The organism is Sorangium sp. So ce1504 (genome assembly GCF_051521635.1).
Taxonomy (GTDB): Bacteria; Myxococcota_A; Polyangia; order Polyangiales; family Polyangiaceae; genus Sorangium; species Sorangium cellulosum_B.
This window is the reverse complement of record NZ_CP150365.1, coordinates 3218270-3243625: the sequence shown is the minus strand read 5'-3', so window position 1 is coordinate 3243625 and position 25356 is coordinate 3218270. Positions and strand designations below refer to the sequence as shown.

Genomic DNA, 25356 nt, shown 5'->3' with positions numbered 1-25356 from the left:
GAGAGCAAGAGCGGCCTGCGACGAAGGGGGGCTTGGCCCAGCGAGTCGGGGAACCGGCAGTCGACGCCGACGTCGCCGCCCGCGTGCAAGTCGCCCGCAGGCGTGCGGCGGCGAAGCCGCGCGCCGCCGATGCCTCTGCCGGGCCCGAATCGTTGACAAGGCGCCGGAAGCCACGCGTCGACCGCGCAAGCGCCGAAGAGCCGGCACCAGCGCGCCAAAGCCGGCGACCGGTGCGCCCGGCGGGCGGCAAGGCGGCGACGTTGCCCACGGCAGCGGACGGCGACGCTGAGGAGCGATCAGCTGGGCGTCGCGTCCGGCGCCCGGGGCCACGGACTGGCCGCGAGCCGTTGCCGAGCGTCGGCGTTCTCGAGGGTCTGCTTCCAGGACTTGGGAGCGAGCTCGATGACCCGCTCGGGAGGCCAGGTGGGCAGCAGGATCAGCACGTCGCGCAAGTAGGCCCAGGGCTCGATGCCGTGCAGCGCGCAGGAGGCGATGAGCGACACGATGGTGGCGTTCCACTCGGCACCGTCCTTGCTGCCCACGAAGAGCCAGTTCTTACGGCCCACGGCTTCACGGCGGAGCTCAAGCTCGCTCCGGTTGTTGTCCAGGCGGAGCCGACCATCCTCGAGGAAGCGAGTGAGCGCGGTCCATTGGTTGAGCGCGTAGCCGATGGCGCCTGCGATGGGGCTCCTCGGGAGGACGAGCAGGTCCTCTGTCTCAAGCCACGCGCGGAAGGCCACGAGCACGGGCTCGGCATCCGTCCGGCGCTGCTCGGTTCGACGGTTCGGAGCCAGCTCCTTGGTCGCCTTGTCGATCGCGTAGAGCTTGCGAATGAAGCCGATGGCTACCGTCGCGCGGTCCCGGTCGGAGGTCATCGCCTCGAAGAACTTTCGCCGGCAATGGGCCCAGCAACCGACCTCGGTCACCCCCTCGGTGCGGAAGAGCTGCTCGTAGACGTTCGAGGCGTCGGCCTGGACATAGCCCTTGTAGCCGCGAAGGAACTCCTTCGGACCATCCTGGTTGTGATGCGGCGTGAAACGGAACAGGACGTGATCTCGGTCCGCCACCAGGACCCAGAAGTGGCCCCGCCGACACTTCTCCTTTGCTTGCACGAGCACGCCGGTGGCGTCGATGGCTATGCAGTGCGCGTTCAGGGCGTCCTTGGCCATCGCCTCGACGACGATCGCGAGCTTGCCGGCGCACGATTCGACCCAGCCGCACAGCGTCGAGCGCGAGAGGTGAAGGCCCCAGCGCTCGAACATCTTCTCCTGCCGGTGAAGCGGCAAGTGGTCGGCGTACTTGCTCACCAGCACGTGCGCGAGCAACCCCGGACCGGCGAGGCTGCGCGGGACAGGGCTGTCGGGGACGTCGGCGATCGTGATGCCTTGCTCGGGCTCACCTTTGACCGCGAACTTCGGCCTCACGATCTGCAGTCGCACGAAGCTCGCGGGCCGCCACTCCAGCGTCTCCGACACCTCCTCGCCGATGCGGACAAGCGCGGTCGCGCGCTCGTCCTGCGCCTCCGGCGGCAACAGCTCGATCCGCTCGACCGGCAGATGCTCGGGCAGCCGTTGCCGCCCGTGCGGGCGAGCTTGGCGCCCCTTGTCCCCGCCTCCGGAGGAGCCGTTCGGCGCCGCGCCATCGCGACCGTCGGGTGAGCCGGTCGCGCCCGCATCCGGCTGCGCCCCGGTGCCCGCGAGCATCTGCACGATCGCATCGAAGGCGAGCTGCATCTGCCCGGGGTCGACGTGCTCGGCCTTCTGGCCGAAGATGTGCCGGCGAAGCCGCTCCAGCTCGATGCTGGCGAGCTCGTAGAGCTTGCGGTACTCGTCCCGCTCGTGGGCAGCGCGCGCGAGCTTGTCCTTGAGCTCGCGAATCTGCTCTTCGACCGGCTTGCTCACGGCGCGGTAAGTACTCGTGAGCTCTTGCTTTTTGAAGGGGCTTGTGGAGGAAAATTTATGTCGCTCGAGGCAATGCAACCGTGGGGCTACCCAGGAGCGTGCGAGGCTGTCAGGCGAGATCAGGGGACCGGAGGCGGTGCGGTCTCGGCGAACGGGACCGCTCGCCGCAACTTCGAAGGCGACAGGGCGATGCCTTCCAGGATCTTCGCGAGCTCGGCGGCGTCAATGAGGACGCTCGTGGCTCCCGGAGTGACGGCACGCGGGGCTCGAAACGCCCCACGCTCGAGCCTTTTGTAAAGTAGACAGTACCCGCTGCGGTCCCACCAAAGGGCCTTGCAGCGATCGGCTGCCCGGTTGAAAAAGAGAAACAGCGCTCCGGAGAGCGGGTCTTGTCGCAGCACCTCGCGCACGACGGCAGCGAGACCATCGAACGAGCGCCGTAGATCGAGCGGCTCGGTGGCAACGTAGATCGAGACGCGGCCAGGGATCATCGCGCCCCCCCGAGCGCACGAACAACGCGCGCCAGCGTAACCTCGTCGAACGACGGCGGGACGCGGACGACCGCCCCGTCCGGCAAGACGATCTCCAGCGCCGCGCCCGGCGAGGGCGTCGTGGATGCTGGCGGGGCGACCACCACGGGCAGCAGCGTCGGAAGCGTCGCCTTCTCCGAGCGCTGCCGGTACTCGCTCCGCTTCATGCCCAGTCGGCGGCTCCAGGAGTACAGTGTGCCGGCGTTGACCCCCTCCTGCTCCGCGAACACGCGGGCGGAGTGCCCGCTCTTGTGCCAGCGCGCCACGCGGTCGCGCCAGGTGCGTGTGCTCTCGTCCATCGGTACCTCCGGCGCGGGTTTCTAAGCGGCGCAGAGGCTCGAAGACAGGATGTGGTCCGCAGAACGCGTACCGCCATCGCGCTGGTGCTGCTCCCGAAGTGCCCTTTGTGCGTGGCGGCGTATCTCGGGATCCTGGGCTCGCTGGGCGCCAGCGCCTGGCTGCGCGACGCATGGGGGCTGCCGCTCGGCGCCGGGCTGCTCGCCTTCGCGCTCGGCGCGCTCGTGCTGCGCGCGCTGTCGAGCCAGGACTACCGCCCCATGCTTGCAGGCCTCGCGGGCGCGTCGGCCCTGCTCGGGGGCAAGTTCGTGCTCGACGCGCCGCCTCTCCTCTGCGCGGGCGCTTTGCTCCTCATCGGCGCCTCGCTCTGGAGCGTACGCCTCGCCTCCCAGAGGACGGGGCCGTCCCCCTCGCAAGACAGTGCGGCGAAGGGAGCGCAGGGCTCGTCGCTGCCCTCGCCGCCGTGAAGCACGGAGCGCGCGGAGAGCCCCGCGCCGCCCTGAGACCGTACAGGTCAGGCTCGCTCTGACAGACGAAAAGGAAACGCGCTGACATGACCACAGGGATACGGCGGTCCATCTATGTCCTCCAGCAAGAATACGCGGAGGGCAACACGAAACCCCTTGAAGACGTGCTCTATGCCTGGAGGGGCATCCAGCGGCTCGACCCGCATGAATGGAACTCGTTCTTCGCCTTGGGGGGGCCTCCACGGAGAGCCTTTCTTGCTGCGACGCGCGGTCGATCGACTGCCGCCGGAGGATACATACGCATACTGGGGAGGGTACTGCAACCACGGCAACATCCTGTTCCCGACCTGGCACAGAGCATACCTTTACTGTCTCGAAAAGGCGCTGCAAAGCGTCGTACCGGGCGTGATGCTGCCTTTCTGGGACGAGACGGACGACCACTCTCGCCACAACGGCGTCCCGGCTGTCTTTACTCGGCCGACGGTCGACCTCCCGAGCTACGGCCTGATGGGTATCCCCAACCCGCTGCGGTCGTTCACCCTGCCCATCTCGGTCTCCGACAACTACTGGGGGGACCAGAACGCAAACGCCGACGAGGCGCACCCGTACTACAAGCGGGCCGGCTACACGACGGTGCGGTACCCGCTCTCGGGGCTGGTGGGCAACTTCGGGGACTCCGAACTGACGTACGCCCACAACCAGAAGTATCCCGACCAGAACACGAACGACACGCTGCTCAATAACAACATCATGGCTTGGCTGAACGGCCCCGAGCCCACGGACCCACCTCCTCCCGAGGGCGCCAGCCTCTACGCGTCGTACAGGGCGTGTCTATTCGCGCCGAACTACGCGGTCTTCTCCAACACGACCTCGGCGGCCGCCTGGAACGCGGATATCCCCCCCGATCAGCCCATGGTGGTGTCGGTGGAGGAGCCCCACAACGACCTCCACCTGGCCGTCGGCGGGTTCGACGCGCCGCAGATAGCTGCTGGTGGCATGGGGCTGGTCAGCGGCTCGAACGGGGACATGGGAGAGAACAACACGTCCTCCTTCGATCCGATCTTCTTTTTTCACCACTGCAACATCGACCGCATGTTCTGGCTCTGGCAGAAGCTGCATGGCCAAACCACGACGCTCGAAGTCTCCGACGACATGACAGACTACCCGGGCACCAGCTCGAATGACCTGCAAGGGCCGACCCCCGGCGTCCCGCCCGGCACTCAGCTGACCCTCGACGGAACCGCGCTCAAGCCGTTCAAGAACCCGCGCACGAGCAAGCCCTACGTCAGCACGGCCTGCGTGGACATCGAGAACCAGCTCGGCTACACGTATGGACCGGGCTCATTCGACGATTTATCCATCGATGACCAGCCCAGCGCGGCGGCGGTAGAGCCCGGGTTCAGCGCCAGGAAGCTCATGGTCAGGGGCATCGATCGCGCCCTGTTCCAGGGGTCGTTCCTGCTGACGGCGCACGCGACCGTCACGGACGACGGCGGCAAGACCAAGGAATACTACCTGGGCTATCACTCTGTCTTGAGCCGCTATAGCGTGAGCAGCTGCGCGAACTGCCGCGCTCACCTGGAGGTCATCGCCCACTTCTCCCTGAAAAACATGCCGGAGGACGAGGTCGATCGCGCCATCTTCACCGTGAAGGTTCACCATCGCGGGTCGGTGCTGCCTGCCGGCTTGAAGACCGTTCTCAAGGTCCGCGGCTGACGGCCGGCGCCGGCGCTCGTGGTGAGGATAGGCGCCTGGGCCTGCGTCAATCCGCGGTGCCCCCTGCGTCGGCGATAGCCCGCCCGCGGCGCGACGGTGAGGGCGCGCTCGAGGCTGGACGATGGCGCTGCTCTGGCCGCCCGCCGGAAGTCTTGGCCCGGGGCGGGCAGGCAGAGCGGGCTGAAGGCGCCGCGAGGCGCGCCGGCGACGCCGCGGCGCGAGCGGCCGCCGCGGCGGGCGATGGCGCGGAGCGCGGGCGAACGCCGCAGGTTCGTCGCCCGCGCCGCGCGCCGCCGCGGCGCTCAGGCGAGCGCCCGGCGAGCTATCGCCTGCTCTCGTGCTGCACCGCCTCCCGCTCGGTCACCCGGCGGATGGTCTGCGCGGTGTGCCTGTCGTCCTCGCTCTGCGCGATATCCGACAGGCTGATGATGCCGACCAGGCGGCCGTCCGCCTCGGTGCACAGGACGCGCGACTTGTGGTGCTGCCCCATCAGCTGCTCCGCTCGCTGCACGTCGTCGTCGGGCCGGCACGCGACCACCCCGCGCGTCATGACGTCGCCCGCCTTCGTGTTCAGCGGCCGGCTGTGAGCCAGCACCCGGATGGCGAGGTCGCGGTCCGTCAGCGCCCCGAGCACCCTCCCGGCGCTGTCGCAGACAGGAAGGAAGCCGATGTTCGCGTCGCGCATCTTGCACGCGGCCGTCTGGATGGTGTCGTCGGCCAGGACGCTCTGGATGTCTTGCTTCATGATCTCCTTGCACAGCATGGTTCCCTCCTTCGGTTCCGTTGCAGCGCTCGGCAGCGTCACCGCGCACAGAAGGACCTTAGGGGACCATCGCGGGCGGGGGATGGAGCATCATGATGAATGCGGCGTCGGGCACCGCTTGATCGCGCCTCCGGCCGGCGAGCGCGGCAGGCGGCGTCATGGCGGTGCGCCGCGGCGCCGGCCAACCTGGGGTGCGAGACACCATGTCAGAGCGGATCACAGGGGCGGTCATCCGCCGGGCGCAGCCGGCCGACGCGGCCGCCATCGCACGCATCGAGGTCGACTCCTGGCAGGCGGCCTACCTCGGCCTGGTGCCGGCGGCCGATCTCAACACCCTCTCCGTGCCGGCGCGCGAGGTGAGCTGGCGGCACATCCTGAGCCGCGACGCCGCGACCGGGACGCGGACCTGGGTACTCTGCGCCGAGGGCGCCGGGCTCGGCTTCGCGAGCGCCGGACCGACGCGCGACGACGACGACCCGGGTGACGTCGGCGAGCTCTACACGATCTACCTCCTGCCCGCCGCGTGGGGGCGCGGGCTCGGCGCCGCGCTGCTCGACACGGCGCAGGCCGACCTGGCCCGGCGCCGCCACAGGACCATGACGATCTGGGTCCTCGAGGGGAACACCCGCGCGCGCCGCTTCTACGAGCTCTCCGGCTTCAGCCGCGACGGCGCGCGGCGGTGGGCGCGGGTCGGCGCCGGCAGCCTCCCGGAGATCCGCTACCGGCGAGCGCTGTAGCGCCCCGCATCCCACGCCGAGGGCGGCGCCGGCCCGTGCACCCAGCGCCGGCATCGAGCCCCAGCGCCCCGGCACGCTAGCCGAAGCGCACGACGATGCTGCTGTAACCGCCCCGCGGGTCGTACTGGGAGGTGATCTTTCCCCAGGGATACTCGTACGGCGGCGCGCCGAGGATCGACACCAGCCAGGCGTCGTGGCTGGCCTTGCGCTCCGCCTCCTCCTTCTCGGACCAGTCGTTCCAGAACGCCTTCGACTCGGCGCCCACCTCGAACAGCTCGACCCACGCGATCTTGCCGCTGCAGAAGTGCAGCGTGATGCGGAAGGTCCGGAAGCCGATGCGCTGGCGCGACGTCCGGTATCCGCTCCACGGCTGCGACTGGCTCAGGGCGTTGGCCATCCGCGCGAGCGGCGACGACAAGAACTGCGCTTCCGAGTACGAGGGCCCGATGCGAAGCCCGGATGTGAGCTCGATCTCGCCCGTCTGTCGATGGATCATCCAGCCCTCCGACGCTCGGAACAGCATACACCACAGCTCGCGGACCGGCGCGGCTCAGCCGAGCCCCGCCGGCGTCCGTGCGCCACCGCCGCGCGAAGACCCCACCCCGCCTCTCCGAAGGTGGGTGTTCGACCGAGATTCACCCCTGTCGATCGCTCGCCCGGCTGCTCGGAGGACAACAGCCGCGGTCCCTCTCGCGCAGCGCGAGGGACGCCGCCGCTGTCCTCCGGTGTCGACACGACACCCACGATGTCGCGGGTGACCGAACAGACCGAACAGACCGAGCAGGCCGAGCAGACCGAGCACGCACTTTCGCCATGGGCATAAGGCAGTGTCGCGCAATGCGGTTTTCCTGCTCGTGACAACCCGCATAACCGGTAATATCGGTCACGGATCGCGCCGGGCCCCACCCGAGGTCATCCGAGGTCTTCTTGCCGCGTTGCCCTTCCTGCCATCGCCGACTCGCAGTGCTCACCTCCTGCCCGACGGACGGAGCCACGGCGCCGTCCCGCCCAGCGCCTGTCGATCTCGACGCCGAGACGCCGCCGTCCGTCGCGGGCTTCCTCGTCGGCCCGCCGCTCGCGGCGGGCGCCTTCTCGGTCCTCTGGGCCGCGACGCGGGCGGAGGACGGCGCTCCCGCCGTGCTCAAGATCAGCAGGGCCCACTCGCTGCTCGCGCGCGAGCGGTTCCGCAGCGAGGCGTGGGCGCTCGAGCAGCTCGGTCCCCCGGCCTCGCCTCGCCTGTTCCAGAACGGCGTGCTCGAGGACGGCCGCGCGTACATCGCGATGGAGCGGCTCCGCGGCGAGACGCTGGCGGCCCACCTCGAGGGAATGCCCGCCGCGCCCGACCTGCGCTCCGCCCTCGACGTCGCGCTCGGCGTGCTGAGCTGCCTCCAGGTGGTGCACGAGCGCGGCCTGGTCCACCTGGATCTCGCGCCCGAGAACGTCTTCCTCGAGCCCGACGGCGGCGTGCGGCTCCTCGACTTCGGCCTCACGCAGCGCGAGCGCGGCGTCGTCTGCCACCCGGCGGACAGCGCGCTCACCACGCTGGGCGCCATGCTCGGGACGCCCGAGGTCGCGTCCCCCGAGCGGCTCCGGGGCGAGCCGCTCGACGCGCGCGCGGACCTCTACGCCTTCGGCGCGCTCCTCTTCGAGCTGCTCACGCTGCGCCCTCCGTTCGCCGGCGATCCCGCGGACGTCGCGCAGGGGCACCTCGGCCGGCTCCCCCCCAGGCCGAGCGAGATCGCCCCGGTCCCGCGGTCCATCGAGGCCCTCGTCCTCGCCTGCCTCGCCAAGGAGCGCGCGCGCCGCCCGGCCGACGCCGCGGGCCTCCGGGCCGCGCTCGCGTCGGCGGGCGCCGAGGCGCTCGCCCTGATCGGCGGCGCCGTCGGCGCCGCGGCGACCACGGGAGACGACGCCGCCACCGGCTCCACGGACCGGCACGACACGGTGGTGCTCGCCCTGGAGGCCCGCGGCGCCGAGGCCGAGGTCCGCGCCGCCGTGGCCCGCCACGACGGGCACCTCGCGCGGCAGCGCGGCTACCGCTTCGTCGCGATCTTCCCCGGCCCGAAAGAGGCGGCCGCGGAGCGCGCGCTCCTCGCGGGGCGGGAGATCGTCGCTTCGGTCGGCGCGCCCCTCGCGATCCACATCGCGCCGTTGAAGCTCCGCCGCGACGCCGAGGGCGTCCACGCCGCCGGCATCGCCGTGGAGCGGCCCGAGTCGTGGCTCCCCTCGGATGCGTGGCGCGGCATCGCGCTCAGCGCCGAGCTCGTCACCGCCCATGCCGGGTTCGACGTCGCCGCGGCGAGCGAGGACGGCCGCTACTTCTTCGCCCCGGACGCGCCCCCGCCCTCGGGCCATCGCGGCGCCGCGCGCGCCGCGCCGCCGCTCGTCGGGCGCGGCGAGGCCCAGAGCGCCGCCGAGGAGAGCCGCGAGCGTGCGCTCGCGGGCCTCGGGCCCGGCCTCTGCGCGCTGATCGGCGAGCGCGGCGCCGGCAAGTCGCGCCTCGCCGAGGAGATCGCCGAGAGCAGCCGGCGCGCGCACCCCGGCGCGCTCGTGATCTCGCTGCGCGCCGAGCCGGAGCTCGCCGCGCGCCCCGGGGGCGGCCACGGCCGGACCGCGGCCGCCTTGCTCGCCGAGGTGCTCGGCGCGAGGGACGGCGCCCTCGCGGCGCCCGGCGACCCGCGCGCGTTCTGCGTCGAGCGTCTCGGAGAGCCGCTCGGCGGCGAGGTGTGGCCCGCCGTGGCCGCGATCCTCGGCTGGCCGGGCGGCTCCGCAGGCCGGCCGCCGCCGCGCCGCGGGAGCGTGATCCGGGCGCTCGCCGAGGGGCTCCGCCGGAGGGCGATGGAGCGGCCCGTCGTCGCGATCGTCGACGACGCGCACCTCGCCGACAGCGCCACGCTCGACGCGCTCGACCTCGCGACGCGGCGCGAGGCGTCGGTCTCGCTCTGGGTGCTGCTCGCCGGCGCCCCGGCGCGCTGCGCGCCGACGCCGCGGCGCCACGCGCTGAGCGCCCGCGGCCACGCGCGCGATCACGTCGCGCTCCCGCCGCTCGACGACGCCGCGGGGCTCCTGCTCTGCGCGGAGCTCCTCCGGCCCGCGGAGCCTCCGCCGAGCGCGACGCTCCGGCGCATCTGCGCGTGGGCCGGCTACAACCCCCGCGCCCTCGTGGAGCTCACCCGGGCGATCAAGCGCGCGGGCCTCGTGCGGCTGCGGGCGAGATCGAGCGGCCACCAGCTCGCGACCGCCGAGCTGGAGAGGCTCCCGCCGTCGCCCGCGTGGCAGTGGTTCGCCGCGAGGCAGCTGGAGGCGCTCCCGCCGGAGCTCGCCGCGTGCGCGAGGCTCTGCGCGGTGCTCGGCTTCGAGCTCTCGGAGGACGTGGCGGCGAGCGTGCAACGCGCGCTCGAACACGAGGACGCGGCGGCGGCGAGCGTCGACCGCGTCGACGTCCCGAGCGCGCGCGTCGACGTCCCGAGCGCGCTTCGCGCGCTCGTGGCGCGGGGGCTCCTCGTCCCCCGCGGCGCGCACGGCGCCGCGCACGGCGAGGGCGCCCTCTGCGGCGGCGCCAGCTACGCCTTCCGGAGCGCGCTCTTGCAGGAGGCCATCTACGCGCTGCTCGCGGAGGACCAGCGCGCGGCGATGCACCGGCACGCGCTCGCCGTCTGGGAGCTCATGGCCGAGGCCCGGCCGAGGGCGCCGGATCTGCTCGAGCCGATCGCGCGCCACGCCGCGGCCGCCGGGGCGCGCGCGCGCGCGGCGCACGCGTACCTGCTCCTCGGCGATCTCCAGCGCGACCGGCACAACAACGCGGTGGCGGAGGGCCACTACGCGTCCGCGCTCCTCTGGGCCGACGGCGACGATCAGCGCCAGCGGTACCTCGCGCTCCTCGGCCGCGCGCGCGTGCGCTACCGCGTCCTGCGCACCGGCGAGGCGCTCGACGATCTCCGCTCCGCGGGGGCGCTGGCCCGGACGATGAAGGACCCGCGGATGATCGCGGAGGCGCTGCTCGAGGAGGCGACCGCGCTCGACTGGGCGGGCGCCTGGGAGGAGTCGGCGGCGCGCGTCGAGGAGGTGATCCCGCTGCTCGACGCCCGCGAGGGCCGCGCCGACGCCGCGCTCGCCGCGCGCTTCGAGGTCGCGGCCGGCCGCTCGGCGTTCCGCAAGGGCAACCTGGACGACGCCCTCGAGCGGCTCACGCACGGCGTGGAGCGCGTCCGCGAGGCCGATCACGACACGCACGTGACCGGGCTCACGCTGCTGGCCTGCGTGCTCGCGCGGTCCGGCCAGCTCGAGGAGGCGGAGCGGCGCTTCGACGACGCCGTGCGCAGCTGCGAGGAGCGCGGCGACCGGGGCCACCTCTGCGCGGCGCTCGTCCGCCGCGCGGAGCTCTGGCCGGCGCTCGACGCCCCGGATCGCGCGATGGCGGACCTCCGGCGCGCGGTCCAGCTGGCCCGCGAGGAGGCGAGCGCCCTGGCGGAGCGCGACGCGACGATCAAGCTCGCGGAGCTGCTCTACCTCTGGGGGCACGAGGACGAGGCGCTGCCCCTGGTGCGGCAGGCGCGCTCGCTCGACGAGCAGCTCAAGGACAGGCCGGCCTACAGGAGCGCGCTCCTGCTCGCGCGGATCCACGCGATGCGCGACGAGCACGCGGACGCGAGCCGGCAGCTCCGGTGGCTCAGGGCGCAGGGGGCGGTCGCGGATCTGCCGCCGTACGCCCAGGCCCTCCTCGGCGTCATGCAGCTCGCCGTGAAGGACCCGAGGTCCGGCATGGAGAGCACGCGCACGCGGGCGACGGCGCGCGAGGAGGGGGAGCCGCCCGGCGAGCTGAGCGGCGGCCTCAGCGCCGATCAGCGGATCGAGCTCCTCTACTGGCGAGCGCGCGCCCTGCTCGACGCCGGCCGCCCCGAGGACCTGGCGCTGCTCCTCGCGCGCACCGCGCCGCTGCTCGCCCAGAGCCGGGCCTGGCGCCCGCGCTTCGCGAAGCTCCGGGCGGGCGACGGGCAGCTCGCGGGATAGCGCCGCCGGGGCGCTGGGCCTTCACCTCGGATCGACGCGGAGCACCTCGCCGGTCAGCATGACGACATAGAGCTCGCCCGCGGCGTCCTCGCCGAACGAGGCCGCGGGCAGGCGCGACTCGAGGTCCGCCGTGATCTCGACGTGATCCCGCACCCTCGAGCCGTCCCACCGCAGCGTCCAGAAGCGGTGCGTCCCGTAGTCGCCGTAAACGTACCTTCCCTGGAGGCACGGAATCGCCGAGCCGCGATAGACGTAGCCGCCGGTGATCGAGCCGCCCTCTCCGCTCGAGTGGCTGTGCTCCACGGCGGGCGCGACGCCGACGCGGGAGCACCCGGCGGCGACGCAGTGGTCGCCCTCCATCGCCGGCCACCCGTAATCGCGCCGCCCGGCGCGCGCCGGCTCGATGTCGAGCTCCTCCCAGGCGTTCTGTCCCACGTCGGCGATGTAGAGATCCCCCGTGCCCCGGTCGAAGCTGATGCGCCACGGATTGCGCAGGCCGTAGTCCCAGACGAGCGGGTTCACGCCCGGGCCGGAGAGGTTGCCTGGCGGGCCGAGCCCGCTGTCCACGTCGATCCGCAGGATCTTGCCGAGCGGAGACGAGAGATCCTTCGCTGGAGAGGCCGAATACGGCGTGACGGCCGCGTCGCCGACCGACGCGTAGAGGTAGCCGTCGGGGCCGAACGCGAGCGTGCCGCCCGCGTGGTTCCAGCCGCCGTGCCTCGCGTCGAGGAGCGTCCGGACAGGCACGCTCCCCGCCGACGTGTCGGCGACATCGGGGTTCGAGGCCGAGCGGCGGAACTCGGCGATCGTGACGTTGCCCCTGGGCGCGGCGGTGTAGAAGAGCCAGAACCTGCCGTTGTCCGCGTAGCCCGGGTGAAACGCCATCCCGAGCAGCCCGCCCTCCGCGGTCGGGCTGGGCGCGCACACGAGCGGGTTCGCGCTCGCCGGCGGCGAGGGCGGGCACGATGTCCCGCCGCGGAGCTCGAGGAACGGGGTGGACCGGAGGACACCGTCCTTGATCAGGCGGACGACGCCGTCCTTTTCGAGGACGAACATCCTCGATCGGTCGCCCGGCGGGCTCGCGAGGAAGACGGGCGTCGCCAGGCCGGCCGCGACCTGCGTGAGCTTCAGGCGCGGCACCCCGGCGCACGCGGCCCCGGAGCCGACGCTGCCGCTGCCGGCGCTAGAGCCGACGCTGCCGGCGCCGTCGCTGCCGCTGGTACCGCTGCCGGAGCTCGCGCTCGTGCTGCTGGCGCCAACGCTCGCGCCTGCGGCGCCGCCCCCGCTGCCGCCGCCGCTCCCTGCCTCGGGCGGCGGCCCGAGGCCCTCGATCCAGGAGCGGACAGCCGCGAGGCCCGCCGCGTCGGCGGCGTCCGACGCGATCGGGGGCATCTGCGCCCTGGAGCCGCGGTGATCCATCCGCCGCACGACGGCGCTCGACTCGGGATCTCCCGGCGTGATCCGGTAGAGCGCGCCGGGCTCCCAGAAGCTGGGTGTCACGCCCACGCCGGTCGTGTAGGTATCGGTGCTCTCCACCGTGGTGTTCGCCGCGAGGAGGCGTGTCCGCAGGGTCGCGACGCCGGTGCTGTTGTGGCAATTGCCGCAGTTCGCATGGAGATAGCCGAGCGCCGCGGCCGCCCGGGCGTCGCCCGGCGGGCGCACCCCTCCCCGCATCGGGACGGTGAGCCACCCGGCGTCGCTCAGGGACGCCATCGTCTCGCCCGGTCCATCGTGGCTCAGCTGCAGCGCGCTGAAGCCGAGGACGCGCTCCGGGAGCTTTCCGTGGCACTCCCAGCATTCCGCAGTCCGCGGGATGTCGTGCGCGGTCCCGCGCGCGTCCTCGACGCCCGCCTCGACGAGGAACGCGTCGTTCCTCGCCGGATCCCACGCGTACGCGGCGAACAGCCAGTCGTCGATGCCCGGCCCGAAACGGTGGATGAACCGCGTCTCCACGGCCACGCCCTCCGCGCGGAGCTCCTTCCAGAAGCGCGCGCCCACCGGCAGCGACCAGTGATCCATGTCGCTCGTGTCGACCGTGGAGCAGGGCGGCAGGTACACGAAGCGCCGCTTCGCCGCCCCGTCCGACCAGAGCTCGTAAGCAGGACGAAACTCGCGCGTGCCCGCTGCCCGCGATCGCGTCGTGATGTCGGCGTAGAGCCCGGTCTCGGAGAGCCGCGCGGGCGGCAGCGGATCGGGCGGCAGCGCGGCCGCGTCGGCGCAGGGATCACCCGACGCGCCGGTCGAGCTCGACGCGGCGGCGCTCGACGTGGCCGCCGCCGGGCTCGCGCAGGGAGCGCAGCGCGGCCCTCCGCAGTCGAGGCCCACCTCGAGGCCGTTCATCACCCCGTCCGAGCAGGTCACGTAACAGACGTCGAGCCTCGGGCGCTCCTGCGTGCTGCCGATCTCGCTGCTCCTCAGGTAGGTCGTGTGCGCGCGCTCCTCGTCGAGCAGCACGCCGTCGTTCCGCGCCGTCCCGAGCGCCCACGACTGCACGAGCGCCGACACGTCCGTCGCGCGGGCGCCGACGCCGGCCTCGGCCGCGAGGGTCGCCGCGCTCTCGCCTTCAAAGCCGCTGTCCCCGATGCTCCACCAGGTGACGGTGCGCTCGTCCCACGGGACCCTGACGCGGTGCACGCTCACAGCGCTGCTCTCCACCGCGTACGTCTGATGGAAGACCAGCGAGGCAGAGAGGACCGTCGCGCCGACGGGCACGGGAGAGAGCCCGAAGTGCACGACAGACCGGCGGCGGCCGGCGCCCGCGGCCCACCCCGTCGAGAGGCTCGGAGATGCGGAGTCGTTCCACCCCGGAGCGTTTTGCCACAGTGTCGCATCTCTCACCGTGCCGAGAGTTCCACGCTGGATGGTGACGCACACCGCACCATCGCTCGACAGCGCCGCCGAGGCCGCTCCGAGCGCCGCCGAATCGCCCTCTCCGACACCGTGACTCTCGCCGGCGGGACGCCCGAGCTCGCCCTCCGTCCCGGGCGCGGTGCTGCAGCCGATCGCCGCCGCCGCGGCGGCGCCGGCCAGGACGCCGCGCATCACGAGAAAAGGGACGCCCGTCATCGCCGCCAAGCGACGTGGGCGGCGGCGCGACGGCCCGAGTGGCCAGGGCGGCCCGAGCGAGAAGCATCGTTGTTCCATACAGCAATACCCTCCTTGCTGGGTCGCCCGGCCGGATGTTTCCCTCAGGTGAAGGCGTATGTGCGCGAGGCGCGCGGTGGCCGCACCGGATCCATGGACACACCTGGGCACCGATGGACGCCACGTTCGTCATCAACGAGCATGCCACTCCGCCGCGGGCGACGCGTCGCGTTATGCCCTGGAGCAAAGCGCGCCATCGCGCGAACTGCGAAGCGCATCACATTCCGAGGTGAGGACCGCATCACATCGGAAGCTCGATGGCGATGGCGGAGCTCGCTCCGGGTGCCCTCTCCGTTCAGCGCTCGCCCGCGCTCTCACGAGAGCGAAACGAGAAGCCGCGCGGCCCGCGGAACTAGTGGTTGGATCCTGCGCGAGGGCGGCGTAACATAACAGATTGTGTCATCCCCCGAACCGACGCAGAGCGCCTCGCTATTCCTCTGCATCACCTTCTTTCCGAGCGAGCGTCTGGCGACGGCGGTGCTGCGGCTGGTGTCCAGCTTCTGCGGCGCCGTGCTGGACGACGCGAATGTGAGCTCGCGGTTCTACATGGCCGCGCACGAGCTCGCCGAGAACATCACCAAATACTCCACCGGCCCTCGCGTCAGCCTCGAGCTCGCGCTGGAGGAGGACGAGACGTCGCACATCATGAAGATCCGCGCGCGCAACGAGGCGTCGCCGGAGCGGCTGCGAGAGGTCGAGAAGCGGCTGCTCGACCTGAAGACCGCGAGCGACCCGCTGAAGCACTACGACGACCTCATCACGGAGACAGCGATGGTCGAGGGCGTCTCCGGCCTCGGCCTCGCGCGCGTCCGCGCCGAGGGAGGGCTCGACGTCGACTACAAGATCGAGGGCAACGAGCTCACGATCATCGCGCACGCGCCGCTCGAGCGGTGGAGGATGAATGGACAGCCTAAGGGTTGATCGCATCACCACGGACAGCTTCGGCATCGAGCCGGCGCTGCTCGGCGATCGCCTGAGTATCAAGCTCACCGGGACGGGCGACATGGCGGCGGCCGCGCCGCTCGGCGCCTATTGCAAGGAGGTCCAGCACGAGGTCCGGCGCCTCTCGCTCGCAGCCGTCGAGTTCGACATACGCGCGCTGTACTTCCTGAACTCCAGCTGCCTGAAGGCGTTCATCGCCTTCATCTCGGGCGTCACCGGCCAGGGCCCCAGCTGCAAGATCCGGTTCGTCACGGACGCGAGGCTCGGGTGGCAGCGGCGGAGCCTGGCGGCCCTGGAGCGCATGTCCCCCGGCCTCGTCTCCATCCACGACAAGTGAACGGGGAGCGATAGATCATGGCGGCGAAGCGCCACACGATCGCCCTCCTTACCGACTACCTTTGCGGCGAGTACCAGTCCGAGGCGCGCTTCGGGGTCGAGCGCGCGGCCGAGGCGCACGACGTCAACCTCATCGTGGCCTTCGGCGAGACGCGCGCCCGCCAGGGCTACACGCTGGACGCCCGGGGCGGGATCTATTCGCTCATCGGCGCGACGACGGTCGATGGGGCGGTGATCATGTCGTCGGCGCTCACGAACCACGTCGGCCCCGAGGGAGCGCACGAGTTCTGCCGATCGCTCGCGCCCTTGCCCGTGTGCAGCGTGGGGCTCGCGCTGGACGGCGTCCCGAGCGTCATCGTCGACAACGCGGTCGGGGGGGAGGCGGCGGTCGCGCACGTGCTCGACGACCACGCGTGCAAGCGCGTCGCCTACATCAGCGGGCCGGCCAACAACGAGGAGGCGAAGCTGCGCGCCGTGGCGTACCGGAGGGCCCTCGCGGCGCGCGCGCTCCCCTATGACGAGCGCCTCTTCGTGTACGGCGATTTTCTGATCGACGGCGGCCGCCGCGCGATGCGCGAGCTCCTCGGGCGCAGGGTCGAGTTCGATGCCGTCGTCGCCGGCAACGACAACATGGCCCTCGGCGCGATGGACACGCTGAAGGCGCACGGCATCGACGTCCCTGGCGACGTCCTCGTGTGCGGGTTCGATGACGTCGCCGTCTCGCGCGTCACCAGGCCGTCGTTGACGACCGTCCGCCATCCGATCAAGGACCTCGGGGCGCTCGCCGTCGAGACGGTCGTGCGCCAGCTCCGCGGCGAGCGTGTGCCGGAGTGCAGCCTCCTTCCCGTCGAGCTCACGCGGCGCGAGTCGTGCGGCTGCGGCTACTACGCTGCCCTCCCGCGCGCGACCGGGGCGCCGCCGCGCCGCGAGCCGCTCTCCATCGCCGCGCAGCAGGAGCCGCTGGAGCGCGCGCTCGCGCGGTGCGTGACCGTCCCGGCGGCGTCGCGTGAGGCCTGGCCCCGAGAGCTGCTCTCCGCGCTCGAGGAGGAGCTGAGCGGGCGGGAGGGCCGCTTCCTGACGGCGCTCCAGGACCTCCTCGACGCGGCGGGGCGCGAGGGCGTCGCCCTCGACCAGTTCCAGGGCGCGATCACGCTGCTCCGCGCGAAGATCGGCCGGGCGCCCGGCGGCGCCTCCGAGGACCGCCTCGAGCGGCTCTGGCACACGTGCCGCATCCTGATCAGCCACGCCTCCGTCCGCGCCGAGGGCGAGAAGCGGCTGTACCTGGAGCGCGCGTCGGTCAACCTCAGCTGGACCGGCATGTTCTTCTCGACCTGCCTCGGCATGCCCACCCTCCGGCGCACGCTCGCGGCGGAGCTGCCGAAGCTGGATCTCACGCACGTCGCCATATCGCTCTTCGACGATCCCGAGCGCGCCACCCTGCAGTCGCTGTTTCTGATGGAGAACAGCCGCGAGGTGGAGCCGCCGCCCGCGAGCTTCGCGTCCTCGTGCCTCGCGCCGCCCGGATTCCTGAGCTCGTCGGAGCGCTGGAGCGTCGTCGCGATGCCGCTCACGTTCGGCGAGACGGAGCACTACGGCATCGCGCTCGTCAACAGCGGCGCGAACGAGATGGTCTACGACGCGGCGCGCCTCCAGATCGGCTCTGCGATGAAGGCGGTGTCGATGCACCGGGAGATCGTCCGGCACGTGGAGGTACGCGAGCGGCTGGAGCAGGAGAGGGTCCACCAGGAGACCCTCGTCGCGAAGCACATCCAGACCACGCTCGTCCCGGCGCACCTGCATGTGGAGGGGCTCGAGCTCTCCGCGATGATGCGGCCGGCCGCGGAGGTCGGCGGCGACTACTACGACGTGCTCCCCACGCGGGACGGCGGGTGGCTCGGGATCGGCGACGTGGCGGGGCACGGGCTCGTGGCGGGCCTCGTCATGTTGATGATCCAGAGCATGGTCGCCGCCATGACGCGCAGGGATCCGGGCGCCCGCCCGGGCGAGGTCGTCTCGGCGCTCAACCGCGCGATCTACGACAACATCCGCGACCGGTTGAAGCGCGACGAGCACGCGACCCTGCTGCTGCTGCGCTACGAGCGCGGCGGGCGGGTGACGTTCGCGGGCGCGCACGACGACATCATCGTGTGCCGCGCGAGGACGGGGAGGAGCGAGTGCATCCCGAGCTCCGGCGTGTGGGTCGGCGTCCTGCCGTCCATCGACGCGTTGACCACGGACGCCGAGCTCCTCCTCGAGGACGGCGACCTGCTCGTGCTCTACAGCGACGGGGTGACGGAGGCCCGCAACGCGCACCGGGAGCAGTTCGGGCTCTCGCGGCTCTGCGCCACCGTCGAAGCCGCCCAGGACGCGCCGGTCGACGACATCCGCGACCGGATCCTGCGGGAGGTCGACAGCTGGTGCCCGAGCCCGGACGACGACATCACGATCGTCGTGGGCAGGTACCGCGCGCCGCGGTGATGGCGGCTCACCGGGCTCGTCAGCCGGTGACGCGGCCCTCGACGATGCCCCCGTCCGCGGTGATGGCGACGACCACCTCGCCGTCGACGAACAGCGACACCACCGGGCCGACCCACGCGTCGTTCTCCCAGACGCACTCCCACACCCCGGCCATGGGCGGGATGCCGCCGCGCCGCACCCAGATGCGCCCCGCGCTGCCCGCCCAGGCGCGCCCCTCCGCGTCGATCGTCGCGGCCGACAGGGCGCGCCGCGGCTCGATGATCTCCGTGAAGACGCTCTGCCCGTACCGCCAGACGACGCTGCCCTCCGCGCCGACGGCGATGCCCACGCCGAGATCGGGCCGCCCGGCGCACGCGACGAACGCCCGCGCCGGCGGCGCCGGGATGCGCTCCAGGTGCCAGTCGAGCGGCGCGTAGAGCGCGACCAGCCCCTCGCCCTTGGTCGACCGGCCGACGACCAGCCACCGCTCGTCCTCGACGCGCGCGACCGCGGCGAGCAGCGCGACGCCGTCGGCCGGCATCGGCCGCAGCCAGCGCTTGGCGATGAACGCGTGGAGGAGCGGCCGCGGATCGTTCGGCGTCGTCGAGACGAGGATGCCCATGTCCTCGAGGTCGCCGCTCAGCGCGACGTGGCTCTGCGGCTCTCCCGGCAGCTGGAAGACGCCCGTCACGCCGCCCGTCGTGTACACCGCGAGCGTCGAGGCGTCGCCGCCGATGAGCCACCGGCCGGGGCCGATCCGGTGCACGAAGCGCACGCCCTGCGGGCTCGGGAGGCCGCCGGACGACGCCTCGCTCCAGCTCGTCCCGTTCCAGAAGAGCAGCCCCCCCGTGGCCGCCGCGAGGCACCGGCCATAGCCGTCCCAGGCCACGCTCCGGATGACCGAATCGAGGCTCGGGTGGTGGAGCACGCTCCACGTCCAGCGCTCGACGACCGCCGACAGGCGCGGCGCGGGCTCCCGCGAGGCGCGCGGGGGCGCGCTGATGATCTCGGCCTCGATCGGGCGGTCCTGGCTCGGGCGCTCGGCGGCCTTGGCGTTTCGCGGCGACAGCAGCGTCTGGCCGAGCTCCCCCTTGAGCAGGACCGGCGCCTTCAGGTGCGTGGACGGGACGGTCATCGGACCGACCTCCTCCGCGGCGCGCACGCGCTGCTCCCCCGCGCTCGCCACGATCCGCTGCTCCAGCGCGGAGATCGGCGACGCGGGGCGGAGGTACGGCGAGAGCATCGCGGCCACGGCCACCGCCTCCTGGAGGCGCTCCTGCGCCTCGCCGGTGGACGCCCAGCGGAGCGCGAAGTCGATCGACTTGCACGCCTGGTCGTTGCCGCGCAGCGCCGGGTGGAGCCACCGCGTCTCGACGATGCTCCGGCGCGTGCGCGCCATGGCGGCCATGAGCGCCTGCGCCTGCGACTCCGCGATGATGTACTCCTCGCCCGTCAGCAGGAAGAAGATGACGGACGCGAGGTTGAAGATGTCGGTCCACGGGCCGATCGTGCTCGGATCGGCGGACAGCATCTCCGGCGGCGCGACCCCGGCGTTGCCCACGACGCCGGCCATGATCGTCTCGCGGATGCCGCGCGGCCGCGCCATGCCGAAGTCGCTGATCTTGAACAGCTCGTCGTCGCCGGAGCCGCAGCAGAGGATGCTCTCCGGCGTGAGCTGCCGGTGGACGACGCCGACGTCGTGCACGGCCGACAGCCCGCTCGCGATGCACTCGATGGCGCGCGTCGCGCGCGCCGGATCGAACGCGTGGCCCGTGGCCTGGATGGTCCCCTGGACCCGCTGCCGGAGCGTCACGCCCTGGACGCCGCCGTGCACGTACTCGATGGTGATCCAGGGGAGATTGAGCGCCTTCGTGCCGCGGCGGACCTCGAACGTGCCGGTGTCGATGAGCCGGACCACGAAGGGGGTCGGAGGGACCTGCTCGTTGAGGCGGCCGAGGGACACCGCCTCTTTCTTCACGATGACGGCCGCTGACGGACCCATCTGCCTGAAGAGCGACGGCCGGAGGATCTTGACGACCACGGGCGTCTCGCCTTCGGGCGCGGTGCGGACCGCGTAGAACGAGACGAACATCGTCCCGGAGCCGGCGCGCGACACGATCCGGTAGCCGATGCTTGGCGAGAGGTCGCTGGCGATCGTGGCACCCTGCAGACCTCCGAGGGCCTCTTCATCGCTGGGTATTGTGAGCACGTGAACGACCATAGCGCACCCGGCGCGGCGTGGAACAACTTGCCGAGGGGGAGCAACGCCGCCGCCTCGGGCGTCGCCGGCGCGCCGCCGGAGCGGCTCGGGAAGCGGCCCGTCGGTCTGCTCGCGGCGGCGAGCGCCGAGGGGCGCGCCCCCCTGTAAGCCGGCCTGGGCGGCGCGCGTTGCACGGGCATGAAGAACCAGCGCTCCCTGTCCCGCGCGTACCTCGCCGGGCTCATGCTTTCCGTCACACCGCTGCTCGCCGCGTGCGCGGCGCAGGCGACGCCGCCCGTGGCCGCCGCTCCGGAGGTCAACACCATCACGGTCGTCGGCCGCGGCGACGTCAGCGCGAGGCCTGACATCGCCCGGGCCCAGATGGGCATCGAGGTGATGGCGCCGACGGTGCACGAGGCGACGAAGCTCGCCGCGGCGCGCATGACCGAGATCCTCGCCGCGCTCAAGAACGCCGGCCTGGCCGAGAAGGATATCCAGACCAGCAACTACTCCATCCAGCTCGTGCGGCAGCCCGACGTGCCGCCCTGGATGGCCATGGGCCACGCGCAGCCCGCCCCGGCGGTCGCGCCGGCGGCCCCGGCCGCGGCGCCCGCGGCTCCCGCGGGGCGCGGACCGAAGGCGCCTCAGCCGCCGGCGCCGAAGCCGCCGCCCGCCGACCTGGCGCCGGCAGCGCCGCCTCCGCCGTCGCACGTTTATCAGGTGAGCAACACGGTGATGGTCGTCATCCGCAACCTCGATCAGGTCGGGGCGGTGCTCGACGCCGCCGTGGCCGCCGGCGCGAACAACGTCTGGGGCGTCTCGTTCGGCCTCGACGAGACCGACCCGCTCGAGGCGCGCGCGCGGGAGAAGGCGATCGCGGACGCGCGGGCTCGCGCCGGGGCGCTCGCCAGGCTCCAGGGCGTCTCGCTCGGCCGCGTCGTCTCGATCAGCGAGGTCGTCGAGCACGGCCCCATCTACGCCCCCCGCCCCGCGCTCGCCTCCGGCGGGTACTCCGCGGACATGGGCACGCCCGTGTCGTCCGGCGAGGTCCCGTTCGGCACGCAGGTGAAGGTCGTCTACGCGCTGGAGAGCGCGCCGGCGAGCCCGCGCAAGTGACGCCGCGGCGCGGAGGGCGGGGCCGCGGGCGCGCCTGCCCGCGCGGCGGCGGTCGGATTCCAGCTAGATCCACCGCGCGTCGCCCCAGTGGGTAAAGTCCCAGCACCCAGCACGGACCCCACCCCCCATCGGCCCCTGCACAGCGCACCATGATCGCTCCGTCCCGCCCTTCCCTTCGCCGTGCCCCTGTCCTCGCGGCGCGCCCGCGCTGCTCCGCCGCGCTCGCTCGCTCGTTCGCAGCGGCAGCGCTCGCCGCCTCGACCACGGGCTGCCTCGTGATCGAGCCGCCGACGTACGAGCATCCCGAGCAGACCGCGCCGGTGCTCACGGCGGTCTTCCCTCCCCAGCACATACCCGTGTACATCGTCGAGCAGCAGGACAGCTTCAAGAATTTCGGCGCGACGGTGCTGTCCGAGGACAACGGCATCCCTCTGCAGGGCGTCCTGTACATCGATTATGGGCGGCGCAGCAGTGAAGATACCCCGTTCCCGCTCCCGTTCCGGAGGGTCACGTTCCCACGAGTGTTCCCGGCCGGGACCATGGCTGGCGGACAGCGCCCCTTCGAGCTCACCTGGGATCTCACGACGCCAATCCCGGCAGAGGGGGTGACGCCGGAGAAGGAGTGCCACACGATCACCATGATTGCATCGCACGCCTTCAACAAGTGCAGTTGCGCGGCCGACCCGGACGACATGAGTTCGCTCACCTGGCAGATCATCCACTGCAATCCGAACGAGCCGACCTGCCCCAAGTCATGCCCTCCGCTGGATTGCGAGACCACCCCGTGCCTCTTCTGCGATGATCCCTCGCTCGAGGATGGCTGCAAGAACCACTGACGCCGCGGGGCCGCGCGCTCGGGGGGATTGCGCGCGCCCCTGACGCCGCGGGGGCGTGGTACATGGGGGTCGATGATCGCTCCCCCTGATGTCCAGCCCTCTCTCGCGCCGCGCGGCGGGGTCGTGCGCCCTGCGCGCCGGCCGCCCGGGTGGATCGCCCCTGGGCCGCCGCCGGTGACGCCGGATCGCCCGGAGGTCTGGCCCGGCCCCGGCGAGGACCTCTGCTATCTCTCGGGCGATTTCCGGATCCTGCAGCGGCTCGACGGGCACCGCTGGTCGGCCGACGACCTCGTGACCGCCTGGTTCGCGGCCGAGCGGGTCGCGAGCACGCCCCCGCGCCGCACGGTCGACCTCGGCTGCGGCATCGGCACGGTGCTCCTGTTCACCGCGTGGCGCTTCCCGGACGCGCGCTGCGCGGGCGTGGAGGCGCAGGAGGTGAGCGCCTCGATGGCGGGGCGCTCGGTCGCGTGGAACGGCGTCGACGCGCGCGGCGAGGTCCGGTGGGGGGACCTGCGCGATCCGGCGGTGCTCGACGGGCTCGCGCCTGCGGAGCTCGTGACGGGGACGCCGCCGTACCTGCCGGTCGGCACCGGCATCGAGTCCTATCGGGTCCAGTGCGGGCCGTGCCGCTTCGAGCACCGCGGCGGCGTGGAGGACTACTGCCTCGCGGCCGCGCGGCTGCTCGCTCCCGGCGCGCCGTTCGTGGCCTGCGCGGCGGCGTGGCAGCGGCCTCGCGTCGAGGCGGCGGCGGCGGCGGCCGGGCTCGCGCTCGAGGCGTGGCGCGACGTCATGCCCAAGGAGGGCAAGGCGGCCTTGTTCTCGGTCTATGCCCTGCGCCACGCCGAGGCCGTGGCGTCGTGCCATGACGAGCCGCCGCTCGTGTTGCGGGGCGGAAACGGGCGCTTCACCGAGGAGTTCGACGCGCTCCGCCGGACGATGGGAATGCCGGTATGACCCGGGCTCCTGCGCGGGTGTGTCGGCGGGGGCTCACCGCCTTGTCGCGGAGCGCACGAACCTGCACTCCGCGATAGGACAGCCTCCTTGCCGGCGGATCCGCCTCGTTCGCCGGCCGTCAGCTCGGCTGTGACACGAGCGGAAGGGTCATGGTCTGCGCGCGGAGCAGCGGCCGTCCGTCGCGCGACAGGAGCGCATCCTTCGCTTGCTGGCCCTGTGCCGTGCGCGGTCGCGCCGGGCGCGCCGGCTTGTCTCCGGGCTCGGGTACAGGCGCAGGCGCAGGCTCGGCGGACACCGTCTCGACCGGGGCCTCCCATGCGTGTCGGGTCCCGCCGGCCTCGTTGGCCTGGAAGAACACGGCACGGAGCGCCCTCCCCTCGACGTCCGTCTCCACGGCCATCATCCAGAACCACGGGCCATCCGGCTCGGTTTCCTGCCCCATGAACGAGAAGGCCATCTGTCGCGACTCCGAGCGGCGACCGTGCTCGCTGCGCGCGGCCTCGAGGTGCCGCTGCGAGGGTTTGTCGGCCGGACCGCGGTACACGCGCACGGCGACGCCCTCGATGTGCGGCATGAAGTACAGCCCGTCTCGATGGACGGACAGCCAGGGGTGTTTTCCGCTCTCTGCCAGCTTGCAGAGGGAATGACCGAACCGCTCGTGCGCCTTGCAGCCGATGCCCCAGCTGGTGTCGCCCTCGTCGCGGTTCGCCTCGTTGAACGCCTTGTTGCGGACATCGACGGCCGTCTGCGCCAGGAGGACGAGCCGGCTCTGCTGGAGGACGGGGTTCAGCTCCCAGGGCAAGGACGCATCCATCGCGCCTGGCACGGTACGCGTGTTCACTGAAAAGTCAATCGGTACCGGCGCTTGCACGTGCGCGAGGTGGCTCCGTGCGCGAGGTGGCTCCGTGCGCGGCGCGGCTGGCGCAGCGGGCGCGGCGGGTCGACCCGACGCCTCCCGAGCGGCGCCGCTGCGCGCCGTGCTAGAGCGCGCTCCACGCACGACGGCGTCGCGTGCGGGGAGGTGTCCTTGGGAGAGGCGATCGTCGGGGGGAACGCCGCGGAGCGACCGCTGGTGGGCGTGGGCGTGATGCTGGTGCGCGACGGGCACGTGCTGCTCGCGCGGCGCCGCGGGAGCCACGGCGACGGCAGCTACTCGTGGTGCGGCGGCCACCTCGAGCTCGGCGAGTCGTTCGAGGACTGCGCCGTCCGCGAGGTGCGCGAGGAGAGCGGCCTTGTCGTCAGGAAGCTCTCCTTCCTGTGCCTCAGCAACATCCTCGCCTACGGCAAGCACTATGTGGACATCCAGCTCCTCGCGGAGGAGTTCGACGGCGAGCCCGAGGAGCGCGAGCCCCACAAGATCGCCGGCTGGGGCTGGTACCCGCTCGACGCGCTGCCCACCCCGCTGTTCCGCCCGGTGGAGCTGGCCATCGCGAGCTACCGCAGCGGCCGCCGCTACAATCCCTGATCCCGGCCTCATGCGCGCGCAGGACGGCGCCGCCCCGCGCCGGTGCGTGGCCTCGTCCTGGGGTCCTGGGTGAGCCAGTTGACACCCTTGATCCCACCGCCACTTCTTCCTTTGCGCAGCCAGATAGAATGAGAGGTCGGATAGTCCGCTTCCGACCCGGGAAACTTCTGGGCCCAATCATAGACGACGGGCTCGTACCGGCTGCTGATTGAGCTATCAGGCGACTCGACCGCGCCGATACCTCCATAACCGCTCACCGGCTTCAGCTTCCGGCACACCTCGAGCATCACCTCCGGGAACGACTCCGACGAGCCCGCAAACCAGAGCAACGGGAATGCGATCCGGAAGAATCCGAGCTCGACAAATGGCCGCTTCTCGTTGCCCAGCGCTTCCGCGTAGAAGGCGCTCGCGCACGGCTCCGGCGACACCGCCTGCGGCCTGTTCGCTACGTTGCTACTTCGTCGCGGCGCGGCGCCACGAAGCAG

Annotated in this window: 20 protein-coding genes and 1 pseudogene; 12 read left to right on the top strand and 9 right to left on the bottom strand. The window is 72.2% G+C overall.

The window, feature by feature from the left end:
- Nucleotides 1-296 precede the first annotated feature (296 nt).
- From tnpC to tnpA, 3 genes are read right to left on the bottom strand one after another with little or no spacing between them, the layout of a single operon-like run.
- A complete protein-coding gene (tnpC, locus tag WMF39_RS12580; protein ID WP_437740543.1) occupies nucleotides 297-1979 on the bottom strand; it encodes an IS66 family transposase in 1683 nt (560 codons plus the stop codon).
- Between the two features lie 41 nt (nucleotides 1980-2020).
- On the bottom strand, nucleotides 2021-2392 hold the full coding sequence (tnpB, locus tag WMF39_RS12575) for an IS66 family insertion sequence element accessory protein TnpB (RefSeq protein ID WP_437740544.1): 372 nt from the start codon (nucleotides 2390-2392) through the stop codon (nucleotides 2021-2023).
- A complete protein-coding gene (gene tnpA, locus WMF39_RS12570; protein WP_437740545.1) occupies nucleotides 2389-2730 on the bottom strand; it encodes an IS66 family insertion sequence element accessory protein TnpA in 342 nt (113 codons plus the stop codon). The genes tnpB and tnpA overlap by 4 nt, the downstream gene beginning before the upstream one ends.
- A 51-nt stretch (nucleotides 2731-2781) precedes the next feature.
- On the opposite strand from tnpA, the gene WMF39_RS12565 reads away from it, so the two are divergent.
- Nucleotides 2782-3195 carry a hypothetical protein gene (locus tag WMF39_RS12565; RefSeq protein WP_437745769.1) on the top strand — a complete coding sequence of 138 codons (414 nt, stop codon included), beginning with the start codon at nucleotides 2782-2784 and terminating at the stop codon, nucleotides 3193-3195.
- 86 nt (nucleotides 3196-3281) lie between these two features.
- Nucleotides 3282-4911, top strand: a pseudogene (locus tag WMF39_RS12560) (tyrosinase family protein).
- Between the two features lie 322 nt (nucleotides 4912-5233).
- Here the strand turns inward: WMF39_RS12560 and WMF39_RS12555 are convergent.
- Complete coding sequence (locus WMF39_RS12555) at nucleotides 5234-5674, bottom strand: CBS domain-containing protein (RefSeq protein ID WP_437745768.1); 441 nt, start codon at nucleotides 5672-5674, stop codon at nucleotides 5234-5236.
- Nucleotides 5675-5877: 203 nt separating this feature from the next.
- Between WMF39_RS12555 and WMF39_RS12550 the strand changes: the two genes are divergently transcribed.
- Nucleotides 5878-6411, top strand: coding sequence for an N-acetyltransferase family protein (locus WMF39_RS12550; RefSeq protein ID WP_437745767.1), 534 nt, complete (start codon nucleotides 5878-5880; stop codon nucleotides 6409-6411).
- A 76-nt stretch (nucleotides 6412-6487) separates the two neighbouring features.
- On the opposite strand, the gene WMF39_RS12545 is transcribed toward WMF39_RS12550, so the two are convergent.
- Nucleotides 6488-6907 (bottom strand): hypothetical protein, encoded by a 420-nt coding sequence (locus WMF39_RS12545; protein ID WP_437745766.1) that lies wholly within the window; start codon nucleotides 6905-6907, stop codon nucleotides 6488-6490.
- 467 nt (nucleotides 6908-7374) lie between these two features.
- On the opposite strand from WMF39_RS12545, the gene WMF39_RS12540 reads away from it, so the two are divergent.
- A complete protein-coding gene (locus tag WMF39_RS12540; RefSeq protein ID WP_437745765.1) occupies nucleotides 7375-11421 on the top strand; it encodes a serine/threonine-protein kinase in 4047 nt (1348 codons plus the stop codon).
- A gap of 21 nt (nucleotides 11422-11442) precedes the next feature.
- Here the strand turns inward: WMF39_RS12540 and WMF39_RS12535 are convergent, their stop codons facing one another.
- On the bottom strand, nucleotides 11443-14487 hold the full coding sequence (locus WMF39_RS12535; protein WP_437745764.1) for a PQQ-dependent sugar dehydrogenase: 3045 nt from the start codon (nucleotides 14485-14487) through the stop codon (nucleotides 11443-11445).
- A 474-nt stretch (nucleotides 14488-14961) separates the two neighbouring features.
- Here WMF39_RS12535 and WMF39_RS12530 point away from each other — a divergent pair, with 474 nt between their 5' ends.
- Genes WMF39_RS12530 through WMF39_RS12520 form a run of 3 tightly spaced genes read left to right on the top strand, consistent with a single transcriptional unit; the run spans nucleotide 14962 to nucleotide 18321 of the window.
- A complete protein-coding gene (locus tag WMF39_RS12530) occupies nucleotides 14962-15486 on the top strand; it encodes a hypothetical protein (protein WP_437745763.1) in 525 nt (174 codons plus the stop codon).
- Nucleotides 15467-15844 carry a hypothetical protein gene (locus WMF39_RS12525; RefSeq protein ID WP_012234954.1) on the top strand — a complete coding sequence of 126 codons (378 nt, stop codon included), beginning with the start codon at nucleotides 15467-15469 and terminating at the stop codon, nucleotides 15842-15844. The genes WMF39_RS12530 and WMF39_RS12525 overlap by 20 nt, the downstream gene beginning before the upstream one ends.
- A 17-nt stretch (nucleotides 15845-15861) precedes the next feature.
- On the top strand, nucleotides 15862-18321 hold the full coding sequence (locus WMF39_RS12520) for a SpoIIE family protein phosphatase (RefSeq protein WP_437745762.1): 2460 nt from the start codon (nucleotides 15862-15864) through the stop codon (nucleotides 18319-18321).
- A 19-nt stretch (nucleotides 18322-18340) separates the two neighbouring features.
- Here the strand turns inward: WMF39_RS12520 and WMF39_RS12515 are convergent, their stop codons facing one another.
- Nucleotides 18341-20509 (bottom strand): serine/threonine protein kinase, encoded by a 2169-nt coding sequence (locus tag WMF39_RS12515; RefSeq protein WP_437745761.1) that lies wholly within the window; start codon nucleotides 20507-20509, stop codon nucleotides 18341-18343.
- Here WMF39_RS12515 and WMF39_RS12510 point away from each other — a divergent pair, their 5' ends adjacent.
- From WMF39_RS12510 to WMF39_RS12495, 4 genes are all read left to right on the top strand, one after another.
- Nucleotides 20510-20668, top strand: coding sequence for a hypothetical protein (locus WMF39_RS12510; RefSeq protein WP_437745760.1), 159 nt, complete (start codon nucleotides 20510-20512; stop codon nucleotides 20666-20668).
- 75 nt (nucleotides 20669-20743) lie between these two features.
- Nucleotides 20744-21616 (top strand): SIMPL domain-containing protein, encoded by an 873-nt coding sequence (locus tag WMF39_RS12505; RefSeq protein WP_437745759.1) that lies wholly within the window; start codon nucleotides 20744-20746, stop codon nucleotides 21614-21616.
- A gap of 149 nt (nucleotides 21617-21765) precedes the next feature.
- The gene (locus tag WMF39_RS12500; protein ID WP_437745758.1) at nucleotides 21766-22452 is read left to right on the top strand and encodes a hypothetical protein; all 687 of its coding nucleotides are present in this window, start codon (nucleotides 21766-21768) and stop codon (nucleotides 22450-22452) included.
- A 72-nt stretch (nucleotides 22453-22524) separates the two neighbouring features.
- The gene (locus tag WMF39_RS12495; RefSeq protein ID WP_437745757.1) at nucleotides 22525-23406 is read left to right on the top strand and encodes a tRNA1(Val) (adenine(37)-N6)-methyltransferase; all 882 of its coding nucleotides are present in this window, start codon (nucleotides 22525-22527) and stop codon (nucleotides 23404-23406) included.
- A gap of 118 nt (nucleotides 23407-23524) precedes the next feature.
- On the opposite strand, the gene WMF39_RS12490 is transcribed toward WMF39_RS12495, so the two are convergent.
- A complete protein-coding gene (locus WMF39_RS12490; protein ID WP_437745756.1) occupies nucleotides 23525-24220 on the bottom strand; it encodes a hypothetical protein in 696 nt (231 codons plus the stop codon).
- A 213-nt stretch (nucleotides 24221-24433) separates the two neighbouring features.
- On the opposite strand from WMF39_RS12490, the gene WMF39_RS12485 reads away from it, so the two are divergent.
- Nucleotides 24434-24871: a nucleotide triphosphate diphosphatase NUDT15 gene (locus tag WMF39_RS12485; RefSeq protein WP_437745755.1), complete on the top strand. Its 438-nt coding sequence runs from the start codon at nucleotides 24434-24436 to the stop codon at nucleotides 24869-24871.
- 8 nt (nucleotides 24872-24879) lie between these two features.
- Here the strand turns inward: WMF39_RS12485 and WMF39_RS12480 are convergent, their stop codons facing one another.
- On the bottom strand, nucleotides 24880-25299 hold the full coding sequence (locus tag WMF39_RS12480; protein WP_437745754.1) for a type VI immunity family protein: 420 nt from the start codon (nucleotides 25297-25299) through the stop codon (nucleotides 24880-24882).
- Nucleotides 25300-25356 lie beyond the last annotated feature (57 nt).

Bases quoted from the DNA above. Each gene is read 5' to 3' on its own strand.
- tnpB (WP_437740544.1), bottom strand. From the start codon at position 2,392: ATGATCCCTGGCCGCGTCTCGATCTACGTTGCCACCGAGCCGCTCGAT.
- tnpA (WP_437740545.1), bottom strand. From the start codon at position 2,730: ATGGACGAGAGCACACGCACCTGGCGCGACCGCGTGGCGCGCTGGCAC.
- WMF39_RS12555 (WP_437745768.1), bottom strand. From the start codon at position 5,674: ATGCTGTGCAAGGAGATCATGAAGCAAGACATCCAGAGCGTCCTGGCC.
- WMF39_RS12550 (WP_437745767.1), top strand. From the start codon at position 5,878: ATGTCAGAGCGGATCACAGGGGCGGTCATCCGCCGGGCGCAGCCGGCC.
- WMF39_RS12545 (WP_437745766.1), bottom strand. From the start codon at position 6,907: ATGATCCATCGACAGACGGGCGAGATCGAGCTCACATCCGGGCTTCGC.
- WMF39_RS12535 (WP_437745764.1), bottom strand. From the start codon at position 14,487: ATGACGGGCGTCCCTTTTCTCGTGATGCGCGGCGTCCTGGCCGGCGCC.
- WMF39_RS12525 (WP_012234954.1), top strand. From the start codon at position 15,467: ATGGACAGCCTAAGGGTTGATCGCATCACCACGGACAGCTTCGGCATC.
- WMF39_RS12520 (WP_437745762.1), top strand. From the start codon at position 15,862: ATGGCGGCGAAGCGCCACACGATCGCCCTCCTTACCGACTACCTTTGC.
- WMF39_RS12505 (WP_437745759.1), top strand. From the start codon at position 20,744: ATGCTTTCCGTCACACCGCTGCTCGCCGCGTGCGCGGCGCAGGCGACG.
- WMF39_RS12500 (WP_437745758.1), top strand. From the start codon at position 21,766: ATGATCGCTCCGTCCCGCCCTTCCCTTCGCCGTGCCCCTGTCCTCGCG.
- WMF39_RS12495 (WP_437745757.1), top strand. From the start codon at position 22,525: ATGATCGCTCCCCCTGATGTCCAGCCCTCTCTCGCGCCGCGCGGCGGG.
- WMF39_RS12490 (WP_437745756.1), bottom strand. From the start codon at position 24,220: ATGGATGCGTCCTTGCCCTGGGAGCTGAACCCCGTCCTCCAGCAGAGC.